Below are 16,102 nucleotides of genomic sequence, written 5' to 3'. Positions count from 1 at the left end.
TTTAAAAATAGTGTACGAAAGGCAGTTTGTCCATCTATTTTATAATCTATAAATAAAATAAAAAAGATAGAGCTATCTAATCTGCTCTACCTTTTATTCAGCCTCTACAAGCCCTTCATCAAATGGTGCAAGAGAATAATTCCCTTTTTCCACTTGAATCGTTTTTTCTTTCACATCAACTTCCGATAGACGAATTAATGATACAAAATTATTAATTAGTCGTTCTTCAATATCTGTGGATTCTACTAATACACCAATACCAACAACATTAGCCTTGAACTCTTCTAACATACTCATCATACCTTGAATCGTTCCGCCAGCTTTCATGAAGTCATCAATAATTAAAACATTCGATCCTTCTGGAAGGCTGCGTTTTGCTAACGTCATTGTTTGAATTCGTTTAGAAGAACCCGACACATAGTTAATACTAACAGTCGGACCTTCTGTTACCTTATTATCTTTCCTTGCAATTACAACTGGTACATCTAAGTAATTTGCCACTGCATAAGCAAGTGGAATCCCTTTCGTTGCCACCGTCATAACTGCATCAATTGATTGCCTAGCAAAAACAGAAGCAAACAAACGACCTGCGCCATTAATATGGCGAGGATTACTCAATAAATCTGTCATGTATAAGTAACCGCCAGGCAAAATACGATCTGGATTTTCAAATAAGCCACAAAGCTCATCAATAATTAGATCTGCCTCTTCTTCACTTATATACGGTATATATTTCACTCCTCCTGCTGCTCCTGGTATCGTTTGCAATGTGCCGACCCCTTGTTGTTCAAACGTTTGCTTAATAATAACTAAATCTTCACTAATAGAAGACTTAGCCGATTGATACCTTTTAGCAAAAAAAGTGAGAGATACTAGCTGACGAGGGTTTTGTAGCAAGTAATAAGTCATATCGACTAATCTTGTACTTCTTCTAATTTTCATACTCTCACCTCAAATCACGAATATTCTAAACAAATCATAACGTATTATACGTCTTTATTCAAGCGTTTCTCGCTCTCCTAATAAACGTACCGCATAGACTTGTTCACAAAATCCTTTTAATCCGTTATAAATGCGATGCATTCGTGAATCATGGTGTACAAGTCCAAATACAGTTGGACCACTTCCACTCATCAATACAGCATCCGCTCCGAATCGCTTCATCTGTGATTTAATACGTGCAACTTCAGGATGCATTCCAAATGTTACATCTTCTAAAACGTTACCAACAGTATCACAAATCCCTTTATAATCCCCAGAATTTATGACATCAACCATTTTATCTACATTTGGATGTGTAACTCGATTTAACTTTAAATTTCCATACACATCAGCAGTAGATACACCTATATGTGGTTTCGCTAAAATAACCCAACAAGAAGGCGGAGTCTTTATATGCTCAATTTTCTCTCCTCTTCCAGTGGCAATTGCTGTGCCGCCGTATACACAGAACGATACATCTGATCCAATTTCTGCGCCAAGCTCTGCTAACTCATCAATTGTAAGCCCTAAATTCCATAATTTATTAAGACCACGTAATGTCGCTGCTGCATCACTACTTCCACCTGCTAATCCAGCTGCTACTGGAATCGTTTTTTCAATAGTAATAGATACACCTTTTTTTACATTGAACTTCTCTTTTAATAATTTCGCTGCCTGATAAGCTAAATTTCGTTGGTCGTCTGGGACATACCGATTATGGGATAAAATTTCAATACGGTCTTCTGCTAATTCCGTTAGTTCTAGACGATCTGCTAAATCAATGGTTGTCATAATCATTTTCACTTCATGATATCCGTCTTGTCTTTTTCCCAGTACATCTAACGACAGATTAATCTTTGCTGGTGCTTTCACTAGTAGCTTCAATCTATTCACCCACTCTATGTACTCAATCTTTTATCGTTTATTTTACCATAAATTTATAGTAAGACGATGACACTTCCCTAATTATAACGAAAAGCATTCAGAATGAAACTACTTATGTAAAATGATGGCACCTTTTCGAGTACAAAAAGCCGAGGAATGTCTCCTCGGCTACCGTAGCATAGAAAGTATCTTACAACTACTGGTTTCGTTTCATTAATTGCTGTTCTGCAATTTCTATAGCACGTTTCACCATGTTACCAGCATCTTTCGCACGAATTCCGCCCCATCCTTCTTTCTGAACAACATCATAAAAGCCAAGCTCTTTTGCTAGCTCTTCTTTAAATTGGTTTGACATGACACCTCTTCGTCTACTCAATGCAGAGTCCCTCCTTATTTTGCTACGGTACAGTTAGTATGCAAAATAATATAGCCTTTCATTTATGGGAATATATGTAATGTATACGGATTATAAAATGACCTCATTATGAGGGTCTCCATAAAATGTTAACTCTACTGTCTCTGTTAAAACATCTGCATAACTATAAGATACACGTTGCAACGCATCTTCTTGTTGATCCAATTGTACAACAAAAACGGAACGGTATGTTTCTGCTAGTACACCTGATTGCTCCACAGTTTTTCTTCTTCCACTATTTGCTTTTAACATAAGTCGCTGTCCAAGATGGTGATCTAATTCGCTTTTAATTTCATCTAAACGTTTTGACATATACTTCGCTACACCTCGCTGTAATTTAGATTGAACACTTAAAGCACGATATATCTATCCTAATTATTAACCGCGATTCACAGCTAATATCATCCTGCGTTTGAATAGATAGAAGAAATACTATATTGTAAAAGTATCATTATGTAGTCTGTACGTTCTTATCTCTTTTTATCCAAATTCATTTAAATCCTTCCATACAAAAAAGCAAGATACATATGTACCCTGCTTACTCTTCGTAATGTTGAAAAGGTAATCCCGTTCGTAAAATCCCTCTCGTTTCAATTCCACCTAGTCCCTTTTCACCAGTAATTGTATTACGTACGACATCCCATACATTGACTCTCTCCATAAATGAAGTAAAACTAATTTTACCAACTACATATACAGGATCTAGTGCATGAATATTAATTCTAGATGGTGAACTAGCGAAATTGGCCCCTGCACGAATTAGTGCCTCAAAGTGCGATTGACATGCCCCAGCAAAAATAACAAGTTGATCCAATGATGGATATTTTTTTCGCACTTCTCGAACAGCCTGTACAAAATGCCTTGAATGCCTATATGCCGCTAAATCCCCCTTCACTCCTTTCGATTTTGTATATGCATCATGCCCTGTAATAACGAGAATGTCTGGGCGAAAGTGATCTATTAAGTCTACTACTTTTTCATGCATCTCCGTTTCTTTACAATGAATACCTTGTACAGGAACGCCAATTTTGTTATATAAGTCTAAGCACTTGCGCAAATATAAAGGGTCTCCATCTATATGCAATACACGTCCTGGCATTTGAAAATAATTCACCTCACTTGTGTATCCACCAGTTGAAGTATGTTCATGCCTTTGTTTCATTAATACATAATCTTGTTGAAACAAACGATACGTGCGCTCCATTGTTTCTTTCTCACGCTTCACCCTTTTTTTATGTTCTCGTTGATCTATACTAATTAAATCTTCAAGTGGCGCATCCGCCACCAGTCTAATTTCCTCTCCAAACAATATAGCTATTTCGCCTTTTATTTCTATAATACGAAAAAGAATATCCCTCTTATGAGAATATCGTTCCACTAATTCTCCAACATGTAAAGCCATTCTCCTACCTCCAAACTCATTAGGCCATCTTACCTGTTTTTAAAATATGAATTTAGAGGGAGAAAGGTGACAAAAGGGACAGTTCAAGTTGAACTGTCCCTTTCATATTCTTATGATAATTTATGAAGAACTAATGCATTACTTAATGTTGCAAACTCTTCAATAGATAGCGTTTCGCCTCTTCGCTTTGGATCAATTCCCACTTCTGTTAAAATTCGATCCAATAACTCCTTATCTTTCGGGAAACCATTTAAATTATTTGATAAATTATTCATTAAAGTTTTACGGCGCTGTGCGAAACTCGCTCGTACTACTTCAAAGAAGAACGTTTCATCTGTCACCTCTACAACCGGTTTAGGACGCTTTAGAAGGCGAATAATTGCAGAATCAACATTTGGCTGTGGTACAAACACTGTACGCGGTACAGTCATAACTGTTTCAACTTCTGTATAATACTGAATGGCAATCGATAAAGAACCATACTCTTTCGTTCCAGGTTTAGCAGCTAAGCGATCTCCAACTTCTTTTTGCATCATAACAACAAATCCGCGAACTGGTAATTTTTCTTCAAGCAATTTAAATAAAATTGGCGTTGTAATATAGTATGGCAAGTTAGCTACTACCATTACATCTTGCCCTTCTTCAAATTGCTCATTAAATACTTCATGTACATCCGCTTTTAGTACGTCTTTATTAATAACTGTAACGTTACCATATGGCGCTAACGTCTCATCTAAAATTGGTAATAGTCTTTGATCAATTTCAAAAGCCACTACTTTTTTAGCACGCTTCGCTAATTGCTCTGTTAATGCACCGATACCTGGTCCAATTTCAATTGCACCACTTTCTGAACCAATTTCTGCATGATCGACAATACGATTTAATACATTTGTATCAATTAAAAAGTTTTGTCCTAAACTTTTTTTGAATGAAAATCCATACTTTTCAACAATGTCTTTTGTACGATTTGGCGTTGCGATATCCTTCATTTTTTTTCCTCCTGTATTACTTGCTTATAAGCTTCTCCAAATGATTCCTTTGAAACTTGAAACATCTGTAATCGTTTATGTAACTGTTTTGCATTTGTATAACCAATCTTTAATAGCTTACCCATTCTTTCTCTGCGGCTCTTTGCCATTTCTCCGCCCACTAAGCCTGCATCGACTAAATCACTCCAACTAATTTCACTTGTGTAAGCTTCCATTTCTTCATGTATATTCTCTAGAGCACGGCGAATCGACTCATTAGAAGCGTGTTCAATCCCAACACCCTTTTTCCTTTTAGCGAGCGCTTCTTCCTTCGGTAAAAAAGCATGCTTACAGCCAGGAACCTTATCAGAAATAATTTTTCGAATACGTTCTCCAGGATAATCCGGATCTGTGAAAATAATAACGCCCCTTTTTTGCTGCGCTAATTTAACTTGCTCAATAACATGATCACCGATTGCTGAACCGTTCGTTTCAATTGTATCCGCATCAACAGCACGCTTAATCGCAACTGTATCATCTTTACCTTCTACAACGATAATCTCTTTTATTTTCATGCTTGCCTCCACACTCGTTTCGTCTCTACTTAGTAAAACAAAAAAATGACGACTTTTCCATTATTATTTTCCCCATTCTTATATTTTTAAAAATAGAATAGAAAAATCTTTGTTCTCTGTCTTTATTGTAACACTTCATCATTCACATTTATTTTCTTCATCACTTCTACTAGTTTTTTTCAAAATAAAAAAGAACAGGTTTCCCCATTCTTTTTTATTCAACACCAAATAAAACTTTTGCATTTTTGGTTGTCATTTCTGCTACTTCCTCATAAGAAATTCCTTTTAAATTCGCAATTTCTTCTGCTACAAGCTTTACATAACTCGGTTCATTTCGTTTTCCTCGAAATGGATGTGGTGTTAAATATGGACAATCCGTCTCTATTAACAATTTCTCTAATGGAATCTCCGTGGCAACTTCTTTCGGTTTCTTAGCATTTTTAAATGTAACTGGGCCGCCTAACGAAATTAAAAAGTTCATATCAACACATCGCTCTGCTACTTCTACGCTGCCGCTAAAGCAATGCATAATGCCTCCTACTTCAGCTGCATTCTCTTCTTCTAGAATATCAACAATATCTTGAGTTGCATCGCGGTTATGTATAATAATCGGCAATTTCACTTTTTTAGCTAATGTAATTTGTTTACGGAATACTTCTTTCTGTATTTCTTTTGGAGACTTATCCCAGTGATAATCTAAACCCATTTCTCCAAGTGCAACGACTTTAGGATGAGAAGCAAGTTCTTCTAACCAAGCTAAATGTTCTTCTGTCATGTCAATTGCATCAACTGGATGCCATCCAACCGCAGCGTAAATAAAATCATAGGCTTCAGCTAATTCCATCGCCTTTTTTATCGTTACTTCATCAAAACCAACAACAACTGTATAAGTAACTCCCGCTTCTTTCATTCGGGCAATAACTTCTTGCAAATCTTCTTCGAATTGCTCTGCATTCAAATGTGAATGTGTATCAAACAACATAATACATAACTCCTTTTATATTGAAATCAAGTTTATTCTACAAAAATAAGTTCTTTAATAACTTAACGATAACAATACTACAATCTTAATGCAAAAATAGAGAGTGTAAAAAGAAAAAAGACGCTTCACACATGTTACACGTGAAACATCTCTTTTCTTGTCTTAATTACTTGATTTTTGTACCATTTGGTAGGTTTTGATCAATTGATGCTAATGACAATACGCCATTCTCTTCACCCGCTAAAATCATACCTTGCGATAATTCACCGCGTAATTTTACAGGTTTTAAGTTTGTTACACAAATAACCTTTTTACCTTTTAGGTCCTCTGGCGAATAGAATTTCGCAATTCCAGAAACAACTTGACGCTTTTCTGTGCCTAAGTCTAGTTGAATTTTTAACAACTTGTCTGCTTTTTTCACAGGTTCAGCAGATAGTACTTCAGCTACGCGTAATTCTACTTTAAAGAAATCATCAATTGTAATTTCTTCTGCCTTCGGTTCTTCTTCTTTTTTCTCTTCTACTTTAGGAGCAGAGCTTTTCATTTGTTCCTTAATGTACTCTACTTCCACTTCCATCTCTAAGCGAGGGAAAATTGGGTTTCCTTTTTCTACTTTTGTTCCAGCTGGAATACAGCCAATTGTAGATAGACTTTCCCAAGATTTATGAGCCTCATCAGTAAGGCCAAGCTGAGCGAACATCTTGCTTGGTGCTACTGTTAAGAATGGCATAAGCATAATACCTGTTTGACGAAGTACTTCTGCTAAATGAGCCATTACAGAAGCTAACTTTTCACGATCATTCTCATCTTTCGCTAATACCCATGGTTGTGTTTCATCAATATATTTGTTCGTACGACTAACCAATTGCCAAATAGATCCTAACGCTACAGAGAACTCCATATTCTCCATTGCCTCTTCTACTTTTTTCAATGTATCTTTTGCAAACGTTACTAACGTTTCATCAAATTCCGTTACATCCGCTTTAAATGCAGGGATTTCTCCATTAAAGTACTTATCAATCATAGCTACTGTACGATTTAATAAGTTACCTAAGTCATTTGCTAGATCGAAATTAATACGCTCCACAAATCCTTCTGGTGTGAATACACCGTCAGATCCGAATGGAACTTCACGAAGTAAGTAATAACGTAATGCATCTAATCCGTAACGATCGATCAATGTAACTGGATCTACTACGTTTCCTTTTGACTTACTCATCTTTCCATCCTTCATTAAAATCCAGCCATGAGCAAAGACTTTTTTCGGAAGAGGTAAATCTAATGCCATTAAAATGATTGGCCAATAAATTGTATGGAAACGAACGATTTCTTTTCCAACTAAATGCACATCTGCCGGCCAGAATTTCTTATACATCTCTTCATTTTCTGTTCCATAACCTAATGCTGTAATGTAGTTAGATAATGCGTCAACCCATACGTAAATAACGTGTTTCGGATTACCTGGAACACGAACTCCCCAGTCAAATGAAGTACGAGAAACTGCTAAATCTTCTAAGCCTGGTTTAATGAAGTTATTAATCATTTCATTCTTACGAGACTCTGGCTGAATGAAATGTGGATTATCTTCATAGAATTTTAATAGTCTGTCGACATATTTACCCATTCTAAAGAAATATGATTCTTCACGAACAAGTTCTACATCATGACCACTATCTGGACTTTTTCCTCCAACTACTTTGTCACCTTCCATAATTGGATCTACTAATTGATGCTCCGTATAGAATGTCTCATCTTGTACAGAATACCAACCTTCATATTCATCAAGATAAATATCACCTTGATCTACTAGTTGCTTAAAGATTTTTTCAACAACATCTTTATGACGATCTTCAGTTGTACGAATAAAATCATCATAAGAGATATCCATCTTCTCCCAAAGTTCTTTAATTCCTGCAACAATATTATCCACATATGCTTGTGGTGTAATATTTAATTCTTCTGCTTTTTTTTGGATTTTCTGTCCATGCTCATCAGTTCCTGTTAAATAATGAACATTGTATCCTTGCATACGCTTATATCGTGCCATTGCATCTCCTGCTACTGTCGTATAAGCATGTCCAATGTGTAATTTTCCACTTGGATAATAAATTGGGGTAGTAATATAAAAGGACTTATTTTCCTCTGTCATTGTTTTGGACCTCCCGAATAACCTCATATGTATTTATAAACAGTATATCAAAAACTCATATATAAAGTGAAACTTTAATCAGCGGGGTTTTTGTTCATCCCCACTGATTATTAGCCCACATCAATCGGGCTTTTACGAGCAGCCCGAATCTCACTTATCTTCTTTACCCCAACCTAATTTTGAATTTGGGTTCTTAATGCTCGATATCTTTATCATCTATTGCTCATATTCCAAAAAAATATACAATCTCCACTTAAAATTTGTTAATTTTTCAGAAAACAATGTAAATAATTGTGGAATTTCCTCTCAATCTATTATATATAAGAAATAAGAAATCTATAAATCTTTTTAAAAAATATAGAATTTAAGAATTGACGGAAATGTAAATGATTGGTATCATATGTCCATAGGGTATTTTGTCGAAAAATGACGAATCTAAAAATAGACTCGAAACTTATAAACTATTTATTTAGGAGGAAAAAAATTATGAAATCTACTGGTATTGTTCGTAAAGTTGATGAATTAGGTCGTGTAGTAATTCCAATCGAATTACGCCGTACTTTAGGTATTGCAGAAAAGGATGCTCTTGAAATCTATGTTGATGACGAGAAAATCATCTTAAAAAAATATAAACCAAACATGACTTGCCAAGTAACTGGTGAAGTATCTGACGGTAACCTTTCTTTAGCTGAAGGTAAAATCATCTTAAGCAAAGAAGGCGCTGAGCAAATCTTAAACGAACTTCAAGATTATATCGAAACAGCAAAATAAGCTTCTCAATTATGAGAAGCTTATTTTTTATCGACATGATAGATTTGATATACATCTCTTTTCGACAAATCTCGATCTTTAGCGACTGTTTTAATCGCTTCTTTTGAATTCATACCTTTTTCATTTATATAGTGTTCAATATGATCATATACTGAAAGAGATTCCCACCATTGTTCTTCTGGAGCAGGTTCTTCTGTCGAACCAGCTACTAAAATACAAAACTCACCACGTACCTCATTTTGCTTCGTCCACTCAATTGCTTCTTCGACTGTTCCTCGAATAAATTCCTCAAATTTTTTCGTTAACTCCCGACATAATACAATCTCTCTATTTCCCAACACTTCCTGCATCGAAATTAAAGTATCATCTAAACGATGAGGCGCTTCATAAAACATCATTGTAGTTTGTACATAACGAAGCTTTTCTAACTCCATCTTTCGTTCCTTTTTATTTCTCTGCAAGAAACCATAGAAATAAAACTGCTTTGTTTCAAGACCAGATGCAATTAATGCTGTAAGGGCTGCATTTGCTCCAGGAAGCGGAATTACATGATATTGCTCAGCTACTGCCTCAACAACAATATCGTAACCTGGATCAGAAATACACGGCATACCAGCGTCACTAACAAGTGCTACATTCTTTCCATCCTCTAATTTCTCTAATATTTTCTTCCCACTTACTTCTTTATTGTGCTCATGATAACTCGTGACAGGTGTTTCAATTTCAAAATAATTACAAAGTTTTTTCGTTTGTCTCGTATCTTCAGCAGCAATTAAATCAACTTCTTTTAAAATTCGTATTGCACGAAATGTCATATCTTCTAGATTTCCAATAGGAGTTGGTACTAAATATAAAACTCCCTTTTCATTTTGTTGAAAGCTTTTTTGTTGCCACATAGCGTTCTCCTTTTTGCATATATGCCTCTTTTTGTTTTCTCGTTAATTGCTTAAAATAATACTCCGCTTGCATAGCTGTACGCTTATCATCGTGGGTCTCTACATATTTTAAAACGACAGGAAGCCTCGCACGTGTATACCTAGCTCCTTTGCCGCTATTATGAGTCTCAATTCGTTTTTCTATATGGTTTGTATATCCAGCATAATAACTTCCATCAGAGCACTCTACCACATAAAAAAAATGCTTATTCTTCTCCATATAAAATTGAACGTATCTCCTTTGTATATTCGTTATTGTCCTCATATACAACGAGGGGTGGTAAAATTTTCAAATCTGCATTTCCATCCTTAATTCCTTCAATTAACAATGTATTTGCTTCTTTTCCAATCTTAGGATAAACAAATCGCACACGCTTTGGTTCAATTTTATATTTACGCATTAATGTGACAATGTCGAGTAATCGTCCTGGACGATGTACAAACGCTACTTTCCCGCCTTGTTTTACTAACTGACTACTTGCAGATACAACATCTTCTAATGTACACATAATTTCATGACGAGCTATCGCTAAATGTTCATTCATATTTTTCTCTGAAGTTTGAGGCGTTTGAAAATATGGTGGATTACATGTAACAACATCATATTGATGACGCCCGAGTTTCTCTGGCATATCTTTCAAATCTCCATGTATGAGGTGAATTCTTTCTTCCAACCCATTGTATTGCACACTTCTTACTCCCATATCATATAAGCGTTCTTGAATTTCTACACCAGTAATCTTTCCTTTTGTTCTTGTACTTAATAGAAGGGGGACAACCGCGTTACCTGTACACAAATCAAGTAAATTTCCCTTTTGAATCGGTACCCATGCAAAATCTGCAAGTAAAACAGCATCTAAAGAAAAATTAAATACTGATGGGCTTTGTATAATCTTCATGTCTTGCGCTAATAAGTAATCTAAACGTTCATCTTCATATAAATTCATATACTGCTCCTTTTCTTACCCTTAACCTACCCTATTTCATGTATAAAAAATTACCTTTCCAATTATAATTGGAAAGGTAATTTCACTTTTTATTTAAGAATGACAGACAGAACAAACAATCTCCCTCTTTACGTACACTTCCATAATGAAGATTGCAAATATGAAAACCTTCTTGATACAGTCTCGCTAAATTGTCATAGCCTTCACCAATATCTGTTTTCGGCTTCACTTCTTTACGTTTTTGAGTTTTTTGTTTTTCTTTATTCTGCACTTCTTCAAAACGGTGTCGCAAATTGTTATTTTCCATTTTTATATGCTGGTTTTCTTCCAACAACTCTGCAAGATGCTGTTTTAACTCTCCCAACTGTTTGTATAAATGTCCAATTTGCTCTTCCATACTAGAAACCGATTCAAAAATATCTTTTTTCTCCACAAGCACCCACCTCATTAATCTGTGGTTTGACTCGAAACGACCCCTTTATTCACTAACTCATCTAACGTATATTCTACTATCCGTTCCTTGTCTACTAGTTCCACTTGAATTAATCTTTCTAAAATATTTAATCCGATAACACGGCCAGTACCATGCGGGGTTTGTATACGTTGATCTAAATCAGGAAGTTGTTCCTTTGCTGCCTCATATTCATCATTCTCATATTTTAAGCAACACATTAAGCGACCACATAAACCAGAGATTTTTGCAGGATTTAATGATAAATTTTGATCCTTTGCCATTTTAATGGATACAGGTTCAAAATCTCCTAAAAAAGTAGAACAACAAAGCATACGACCACATGGACCAATACCACCTAGCATCTTCGCTTCATCACGAACACCAATTTGTCTTAGTTCAATTCTTGTTCTAAAAATTGCCGCTAAGTCCTTCACTAGTTCGCGGAAATCGATCCGACCATCCGCAGTAAAATAGAAAATAATCTTATTACGATCGAATGTATACTCTACATCTACAAGTTTCATATCAAGATTATGCTCTACTACCTTTTGCTGACAGACTTGATATGCTTCTTTTGCAGCATGTTTGTTCTCTTCAACAATGGTACGATCATTTTCATTTGCAATACGAATAACCTTTTTTAGCGGTAATACAACGTCGTTTTCATCAACTTGCTTTTTGGTAATAACTACTTTTCCATATTCAATACCTCTTACCGTTTCTACAATGACAAACTCATTTTCAGAGATATCGAACTGATTTGGATCAAAGTAATATACCTTTCCGGCCTTCTTAAAGCGAACACCTACTACATCATACAAAACGGTCATCCCTCCTGCAACCGCAACACTAACTGTTCGAACACAAGCTGCGCATTTACATTAGCGTTGATTCTATTTTTTGCCTCTAATATATTAAAGAGAGCTGATACAATGCGCTTCTGAGCATAGGAAAATGATTCAAACATCTCTTTCTGCTCATGAAAAACAAGACGATCTTCTTCTCCAAGTTGAACATATAGTAAATCCTTATAAATAAGGAGTAACATATCTAAACCTTGCTGTAATTGTTCTTTCTCTCCAAAGTGTTTTCCCCATTTTTCTTGTACAAAAAAAATAGAGGTTTTATCTTTTTCGAGCGCTTCACATAATTTTATCACTAAAGCTCGTGCTTGTGCAAACCATTCATCACTACATAAAGCTAAAGCTTCATCAAAACTATTTGTGAGTTGAGCAGCAAGTGTCGATAAAGATGCTGTAATACCTTCTTCCTGTAATCTTCTAATTAAAGATTCCGTAGGTAACGGTCTAAACGTAACAACTTGGCAGCGAGATAAAATCGTATTTAAAATTTGATGACTTTGTTCAGTAAGTAAAATAGCGGTTGTATCACTACTTGGTTCTTCTAAAAATTTCAAAAGTGTATTTGCCGCATTTGCTGTCATACGATCTGCGTGCTCAATAATATATAATTTTTTATTTGCCTCTAATCCTGTTTTTGAAAACTCTCCTTGTAAATCATGAATTTGCTGCTTCTTAATAGATAATCCGTCTGGTTTTACAATATGTAAGTTAGGGTGGTTACCTGAATCAATTCGCTTACAATTTGTGCATACATGACAGGGCTCTACTCCATTCCGCTGAGAACAGAGGAAACTCTTTGCCATTTGAATTGCTGTCGCAAACTTTCCCGTACCTTTCCCTCCCTCTAACAAGTAAGCGTGGGATATACGCTCTTTTGCAATGCTATTCATCAACATTTTTACACCGATGGGTTGTATAGCAGAAAGCTGCTCCCACGTCTTCATCATAATGCATACCTCACTTATTTCATTCTTTCCTTCTATTATAACAATTTATCTTCTATAATCTGAACAACTTCTTCTATAAGTTTTTCCATCGGCTGATCAGCATTTACCAATACAATACGATCCGAGAAACGTTCTACAACTTGTAAATACCCCTCGCGTACACGTTTATGGAAAGAGATATCTTCCATATCTAGTCGATTTACTTCACGTCCTGCATCTTTTTCAATCCGAGCCAAACCAACCTCAGGCTCAATGTCTAGATAAATTGTTAAACTAGGCATACAGTCCTCTGTTGCGAAACGATTTATTTCAAATACCTTATCCATACCCAATCCTCTTGCATAGCCTTGATATGCTAAAGAGCTATCTATAAAACGATCACATAACACGAGATAGTTCTCATTAAGTGCTGGCATAACTTTTTCTACTAAATGTTGTCTGCGCGCAGCAGCATAAAGAAGCGCTTCTGTACGTGCTTCCATCATCGTATATTCTTGTTTATGTAAAATCGTCCTAATATCCTCAGAAATTGCAATACCACCTGGTTCCCTTGTCGCCATTACCTTTTGTGCTCTTTGTTCAAAATATGGCAATAAGCTTTTAATTAACGTTGTTTTACCTGAACCTTCTGGGCCCTCAATTGTTACAAATAATCCCTTCATCCTAAAACCTACTTTCTATATCATACACTTTCATATATTTCGTATTACCTTGAAAACGAGCTCCTGCTCTCTCTAAATACATAATTTGCTCTTTATGCTCTGAAGTAATTCTCTCTCCATACATAACCAATGGAATTCCAGGTGGATACGGAATTACCATTTCCGCCGCTATCATTCCAACAGCCTCTTCTATAGATACTACCTTTGTTCCATATCCTTCTAGTTGTTTATACGTATACGGCAAAGGAGAGAATTCATCTTTATAAGTATAACGAATAGATTCCCTCTTGTCTTTCACGTCATAATGTTGCAATGCTACTCGAATCATCTCTATAACCTTCATATACCCCTCATTTACTTGCAGGGGTAAAATAAATAGGACATTGTACGGATCAGCCATCTCTGTATATATACCGACCTTTTCAAATACGGACTGTAATTCGTACCCTGATAACTGACAACGAGTTTGTACGGTAACCTTTAACTCGTCTTGCAACGGATATTCTAAAATGGCGATTTGGGGAATAGAACGTAACCGTTCCTTAAATCTCCGTAAAAACTCAACAATTTCACCATGTCCTTCTTCTTTTATACGCGCCATTGTAAAGCGTGCTATATCCAAGGAAGCCATAATTGGATACGATGGACTACTAGATTGTAGCATACTTAAATAAGTAGTAACCTTCTCTTCGTCTACTAAGTGACTATTTATATGTAAATAGGAACCCATTGTCATTGCGGGTAATGTTTTATGTGCAGAATGAACTACAATATCTGCACCATATGTTAACGCTGATTTCGGGAATGGTTCTCCCAAACAAAGATGTGCCCCATGTGCCTCATCTACCAAAACAGGTATTTTATGTGCATGTGCAAAAGCGATGCTTGCCTCTAAATCCATCCCCATACCATAATAATTAGGATGCGTTAAAATGAGTGCTTTCGCATTTGGATATTTTCCAATTGCTTTCTTAATAATTTCATTACGAACTCCCACTGGTACGTTATAAACTTCATCAATCCATGGATCTAAAAAAATGGGATTTGCTCCCGCTAGTTTTAAACCATTAATAATTGATTTATGACAATTTCTTTGTACAAGAACAATATCATGTTCCCTGCAACAAGACAAAATCATTGCTAAGTTCCCGACTGTTGAACCATTAATTAAAAAATAACTTCTCTTTGTATCATACACTTCAGTCAATAATTGTTGTGCCTCATCTATACATTCAAACGGACTATGCAAATCATCTAGTCCTGCTAACTCAGTTACATCAATAGATAGAATATCTTTAAACTCTCTTATTGCCTTCTGTGGGAAGTTTAAACCATTCTTATGACCTGGAACATGAAAGGATAACGGCCCTCTTTCTTTAAACTCTATTAACGCCTCATATAAAGGCATATGATTTTGATTCATCTACATCTCTTCCTTATTATTCATTCTCTATCTATTATACAGAACAAAAAAAATAATAGGCATATGCCTATTTAAAAATATGATACTTCTAATTTTCGAAGTTGCTTTAAATAATATATATATTTCGGATCACCTGTCTCTGTATTCACCATATCCTTTTCACATTCATAACATATTAAATTATTATAAACATATATACCTTCTTTTCTTTTTGTCTCACAAACAATACAAACTTCACTTTGTAATTTCATAACCTTCCCTCCCTATTTAAGTGAACTTATTTTATACTTCTAATCCTTAACAATTTCCAGAAAAATATACACCCATCTCTTATATAATATGATTAACCCTTGGGCAACGTGTTTGTATTACCATTACTTCTTTCCCATTCTTTTTAACAATACAAAAAAACACGAGTCAAATGACTCGTGTTTTAGTTGCTTGGCGACGTCCTACTCTCACAGGGACAAGGTCCCAACTACCATCGGCGCTAGAGAGCTTAACTTCCGTGTTCGGTATGGGAACGGGTGTGACCTCTCTGCCATCATCACCAAACTATGAAGGTATATTCCTTCAAAACTAGATAACATTTGCTACATATTATATGGTTAAGTCCTCGATCTATTAGTATTCGTCAGCTCCACATGTCACCATGCTTCCACCTCGAACCTATCAACCTGATCATCTTTCAGGGATCTTACTAGCTTACGCTATGGGAAATCTCATCTTGAGGGGGGCTTCAT

General features: G+C 35.7%; 19 protein-coding genes and 2 rRNA genes. 1 reads left to right on the top strand and 20 read right to left on the bottom strand.

Annotation, left to right across the window (positions count from 1 at the left end):
* Positions 1 to 93: 93 nt before the first annotated feature.
* The 9 genes from purR to metG form a co-directional block, all read right to left on the bottom strand.
* On the bottom strand, positions 94 to 942 hold the full coding sequence (gene purR, locus C4S65_RS29480; RefSeq protein WP_061666991.1) for a pur operon repressor: 849 nt from the start codon (positions 940 to 942) through the stop codon (positions 94 to 96).
* A 54-nt stretch (positions 943 to 996) separates the two neighbouring features.
* Positions 997 to 1,866, bottom strand: coding sequence for a 4-(cytidine 5'-diphospho)-2-C-methyl-D-erythritol kinase (gene ispE / locus C4S65_RS29475; RefSeq protein ID WP_000772104.1), 870 nt, complete (start codon positions 1,864 to 1,866; stop codon positions 997 to 999).
* A gap of 196 nt (positions 1,867 to 2,062) precedes the next feature.
* Positions 2,063 to 2,221, bottom strand: a complete 159-nt coding sequence (locus C4S65_RS29470) for a small, acid-soluble spore protein, alpha/beta type (RefSeq protein ID WP_000070633.1) — start codon at positions 2,219 to 2,221, stop codon at positions 2,063 to 2,065.
* A gap of 111 nt (positions 2,222 to 2,332) precedes the next feature.
* The gene (locus C4S65_RS29465; RefSeq protein WP_000044347.1) at positions 2,333 to 2,593 is read right to left on the bottom strand and encodes a Veg family protein; all 261 of its coding nucleotides are present in this window, start codon (positions 2,591 to 2,593) and stop codon (positions 2,333 to 2,335) included.
* Positions 2,594 to 2,819: 226 nt separating this feature from the next.
* Positions 2,820 to 3,683, bottom strand: coding sequence for a sporulation peptidase YabG (yabG, locus tag C4S65_RS29460; RefSeq protein WP_001173734.1), 864 nt, complete (start codon positions 3,681 to 3,683; stop codon positions 2,820 to 2,822).
* A gap of 110 nt (positions 3,684 to 3,793) precedes the next feature.
* Complete coding sequence (rsmA, locus tag C4S65_RS29455; RefSeq protein WP_000651548.1) at positions 3,794 to 4,672, bottom strand: 16S rRNA (adenine(1518)-N(6)/adenine(1519)-N(6))-dimethyltransferase RsmA; 879 nt, start codon at positions 4,670 to 4,672, stop codon at positions 3,794 to 3,796.
* On the bottom strand, positions 4,669 to 5,226 hold the full coding sequence (gene rnmV / locus C4S65_RS29450; protein WP_000692837.1) for a ribonuclease M5: 558 nt from the start codon (positions 5,224 to 5,226) through the stop codon (positions 4,669 to 4,671). Before rnmV ends, rsmA begins: the two co-directional genes overlap by 4 nt.
* A gap of 214 nt (positions 5,227 to 5,440) precedes the next feature.
* Entirely contained in the window at positions 5,441 to 6,208 is a 768-nt protein-coding gene (locus C4S65_RS29445; protein WP_061666990.1) for a TatD family hydrolase, read from the bottom strand.
* A 166-nt stretch (positions 6,209 to 6,374) separates the two neighbouring features.
* Positions 6,375 to 8,384, bottom strand: a complete 2,010-nt coding sequence (gene metG, locus C4S65_RS29440) for a methionine--tRNA ligase (protein ID WP_086406415.1) — start codon at positions 8,382 to 8,384, stop codon at positions 6,375 to 6,377.
* Between the two features lie 459 nt (positions 8,385 to 8,843).
* On the opposite strand from metG, the gene C4S65_RS29435 reads away from it, so the two are divergent.
* Positions 8,844 to 9,128 carry an AbrB/MazE/SpoVT family DNA-binding domain-containing protein gene (locus C4S65_RS29435; protein ID WP_000843036.1) on the top strand — a complete coding sequence of 95 codons (285 nt, stop codon included), beginning with the start codon at positions 8,844 to 8,846 and terminating at the stop codon, positions 9,126 to 9,128.
* A gap of 20 nt (positions 9,129 to 9,148) precedes the next feature.
* Here the strand turns inward: C4S65_RS29435 and rsmI are convergent, their stop codons facing one another.
* The 11 genes from rsmI to C4S65_RS29380 form a co-directional block, all read right to left on the bottom strand.
* Positions 9,149 to 10,024, bottom strand: coding sequence for a 16S rRNA (cytidine(1402)-2'-O)-methyltransferase (gene rsmI, locus C4S65_RS29430; protein ID WP_000267816.1), 876 nt, complete (start codon positions 10,022 to 10,024; stop codon positions 9,149 to 9,151).
* Positions 9,993 to 10,283 (bottom strand): GIY-YIG nuclease family protein, encoded by a 291-nt coding sequence (locus C4S65_RS29425; RefSeq protein WP_086406416.1) that lies wholly within the window; start codon positions 10,281 to 10,283, stop codon positions 9,993 to 9,995. The genes rsmI and C4S65_RS29425 overlap by 32 nt, the downstream gene beginning before the upstream one ends.
* Positions 10,270 to 11,010 (bottom strand): tRNA1(Val) (adenine(37)-N6)-methyltransferase, encoded by a 741-nt coding sequence (locus C4S65_RS29420; RefSeq protein ID WP_001055354.1) that lies wholly within the window; start codon positions 11,008 to 11,010, stop codon positions 10,270 to 10,272. Before C4S65_RS29420 ends, C4S65_RS29425 begins: the two co-directional genes overlap by 14 nt.
* Positions 11,011 to 11,092: 82 nt before the next feature.
* Positions 11,093 to 11,443 carry a DNA replication initiation control protein YabA gene (gene yabA, locus C4S65_RS29415; protein WP_000412063.1) on the bottom strand — a complete coding sequence of 117 codons (351 nt, stop codon included), beginning with the start codon at positions 11,441 to 11,443 and terminating at the stop codon, positions 11,093 to 11,095.
* A 14-nt stretch (positions 11,444 to 11,457) separates the two neighbouring features.
* The gene (locus C4S65_RS29410; protein ID WP_000272429.1) at positions 11,458 to 12,285 is read right to left on the bottom strand and encodes a stage 0 sporulation family protein; all 828 of its coding nucleotides are present in this window, start codon (positions 12,283 to 12,285) and stop codon (positions 11,458 to 11,460) included.
* 5 nt (positions 12,286 to 12,290) lie between these two features.
* Positions 12,291 to 13,274: a DNA polymerase III subunit delta' gene (gene holB / locus C4S65_RS29405; protein ID WP_000978586.1), complete on the bottom strand. Its 984-nt coding sequence runs from the start codon at positions 13,272 to 13,274 to the stop codon at positions 12,291 to 12,293.
* A 35-nt stretch (positions 13,275 to 13,309) separates the two neighbouring features.
* Positions 13,310 to 13,936: a dTMP kinase gene (gene tmk / locus C4S65_RS29400; RefSeq protein ID WP_000677227.1), complete on the bottom strand. Its 627-nt coding sequence runs from the start codon at positions 13,934 to 13,936 to the stop codon at positions 13,310 to 13,312.
* 1 nt (position 13,937) lies between these two features.
* Positions 13,938 to 15,359 (bottom strand): aminotransferase class I/II-fold pyridoxal phosphate-dependent enzyme, encoded by a 1,422-nt coding sequence (locus C4S65_RS29395; protein WP_001073006.1) that lies wholly within the window; start codon positions 15,357 to 15,359, stop codon positions 13,938 to 13,940.
* A 71-nt stretch (positions 15,360 to 15,430) separates the two neighbouring features.
* Positions 15,431 to 15,610 carry a sigma factor G inhibitor Gin gene (locus C4S65_RS29390; protein WP_000776280.1) on the bottom strand — a complete coding sequence of 60 codons (180 nt, stop codon included), beginning with the start codon at positions 15,608 to 15,610 and terminating at the stop codon, positions 15,431 to 15,433.
* A 188-nt stretch (positions 15,611 to 15,798) separates the two neighbouring features.
* A 5S ribosomal RNA gene (gene rrf / locus C4S65_RS29385) occupies positions 15,799 to 15,914 on the bottom strand.
* A 49-nt stretch (positions 15,915 to 15,963) separates the two neighbouring features.
* Positions 15,964 to 16,102, bottom strand: a 23S ribosomal RNA gene (locus tag C4S65_RS29380); the annotation flags it as partial.

The sequence above is a fragment of the Bacillus sp. ok061 genome (assembly GCF_900108285.1).
In the GTDB taxonomy this organism is placed as follows: Bacteria; Bacillota; Bacilli; order Bacillales; family Bacillaceae_G; genus Bacillus_A; species Bacillus_A thuringiensis_S.
The sequence above is the reverse complement of the archived record's forward strand: the minus strand, read 5'-3'. Positions and strand labels throughout refer to the sequence as shown.

Coding starts and splice junctions, on each gene's coding strand:
- yabG (WP_001173734.1), bottom strand. CDS start 3,683: ATGGCTTTACATGTTGGAGAATTAGTGGAACGATATTCTCATAAGAGG.
- C4S65_RS29425 (WP_086406416.1), bottom strand. CDS start 10,283: ATGGAGAAGAATAAGCATTTTTTTTATGTGGTAGAGTGCTCTGATGGA.
- C4S65_RS29435 (WP_000843036.1), top strand. CDS start 8,844: ATGAAATCTACTGGTATTGTTCGTAAAGTTGATGAATTAGGTCGTGTA.
- metG (WP_086406415.1), bottom strand. CDS start 8,384: ATGAGGTTATTCGGGAGGTCCAAAACAATGACAGAGGAAAATAAGTCC.
- tmk (WP_000677227.1), bottom strand. CDS start 13,936: ATGAAGGGATTATTTGTAACAATTGAGGGCCCAGAAGGTTCAGGTAAA.
- holB (WP_000978586.1), bottom strand. CDS start 13,274: ATGATGAAGACGTGGGAGCAGCTTTCTGCTATACAACCCATCGGTGTA.
- C4S65_RS29420 (WP_001055354.1), bottom strand. CDS start 11,010: ATGAATTTATATGAAGATGAACGTTTAGATTACTTATTAGCGCAAGAC.
- C4S65_RS29470 (WP_000070633.1), bottom strand. CDS start 2,221: ATGTCAAACCAATTTAAAGAAGAGCTAGCAAAAGAGCTTGGCTTTTAT.
- C4S65_RS29395 (WP_001073006.1), bottom strand. CDS start 15,359: ATGAATCAAAATCATATGCCTTTATATGAGGCGTTAATAGAGTTTAAA.
- C4S65_RS29390 (WP_000776280.1), bottom strand. CDS start 15,610: ATGAAATTACAAAGTGAAGTTTGTATTGTTTGTGAGACAAAAAGAAAA.
- C4S65_RS29465 (WP_000044347.1), bottom strand. CDS start 2,593: ATGTCAAAACGTTTAGATGAAATTAAAAGCGAATTAGATCACCATCTT.
- C4S65_RS29445 (WP_061666990.1), bottom strand. CDS start 6,208: ATGTTGTTTGATACACATTCACATTTGAATGCAGAGCAATTCGAAGAA.
- rsmA (WP_000651548.1), bottom strand. CDS start 4,672: ATGAAGGATATCGCAACGCCAAATCGTACAAAAGACATTGTTGAAAAG.
- purR (WP_061666991.1), bottom strand. CDS start 942: ATGAAAATTAGAAGAAGTACAAGATTAGTCGATATGACTTATTACTTG.
- rnmV (WP_000692837.1), bottom strand. CDS start 5,226: ATGAAAATAAAAGAGATTATCGTTGTAGAAGGTAAAGATGATACAGTT.
- rsmI (WP_000267816.1), bottom strand. CDS start 10,024: ATGTGGCAACAAAAAAGCTTTCAACAAAATGAAAAGGGAGTTTTATAT.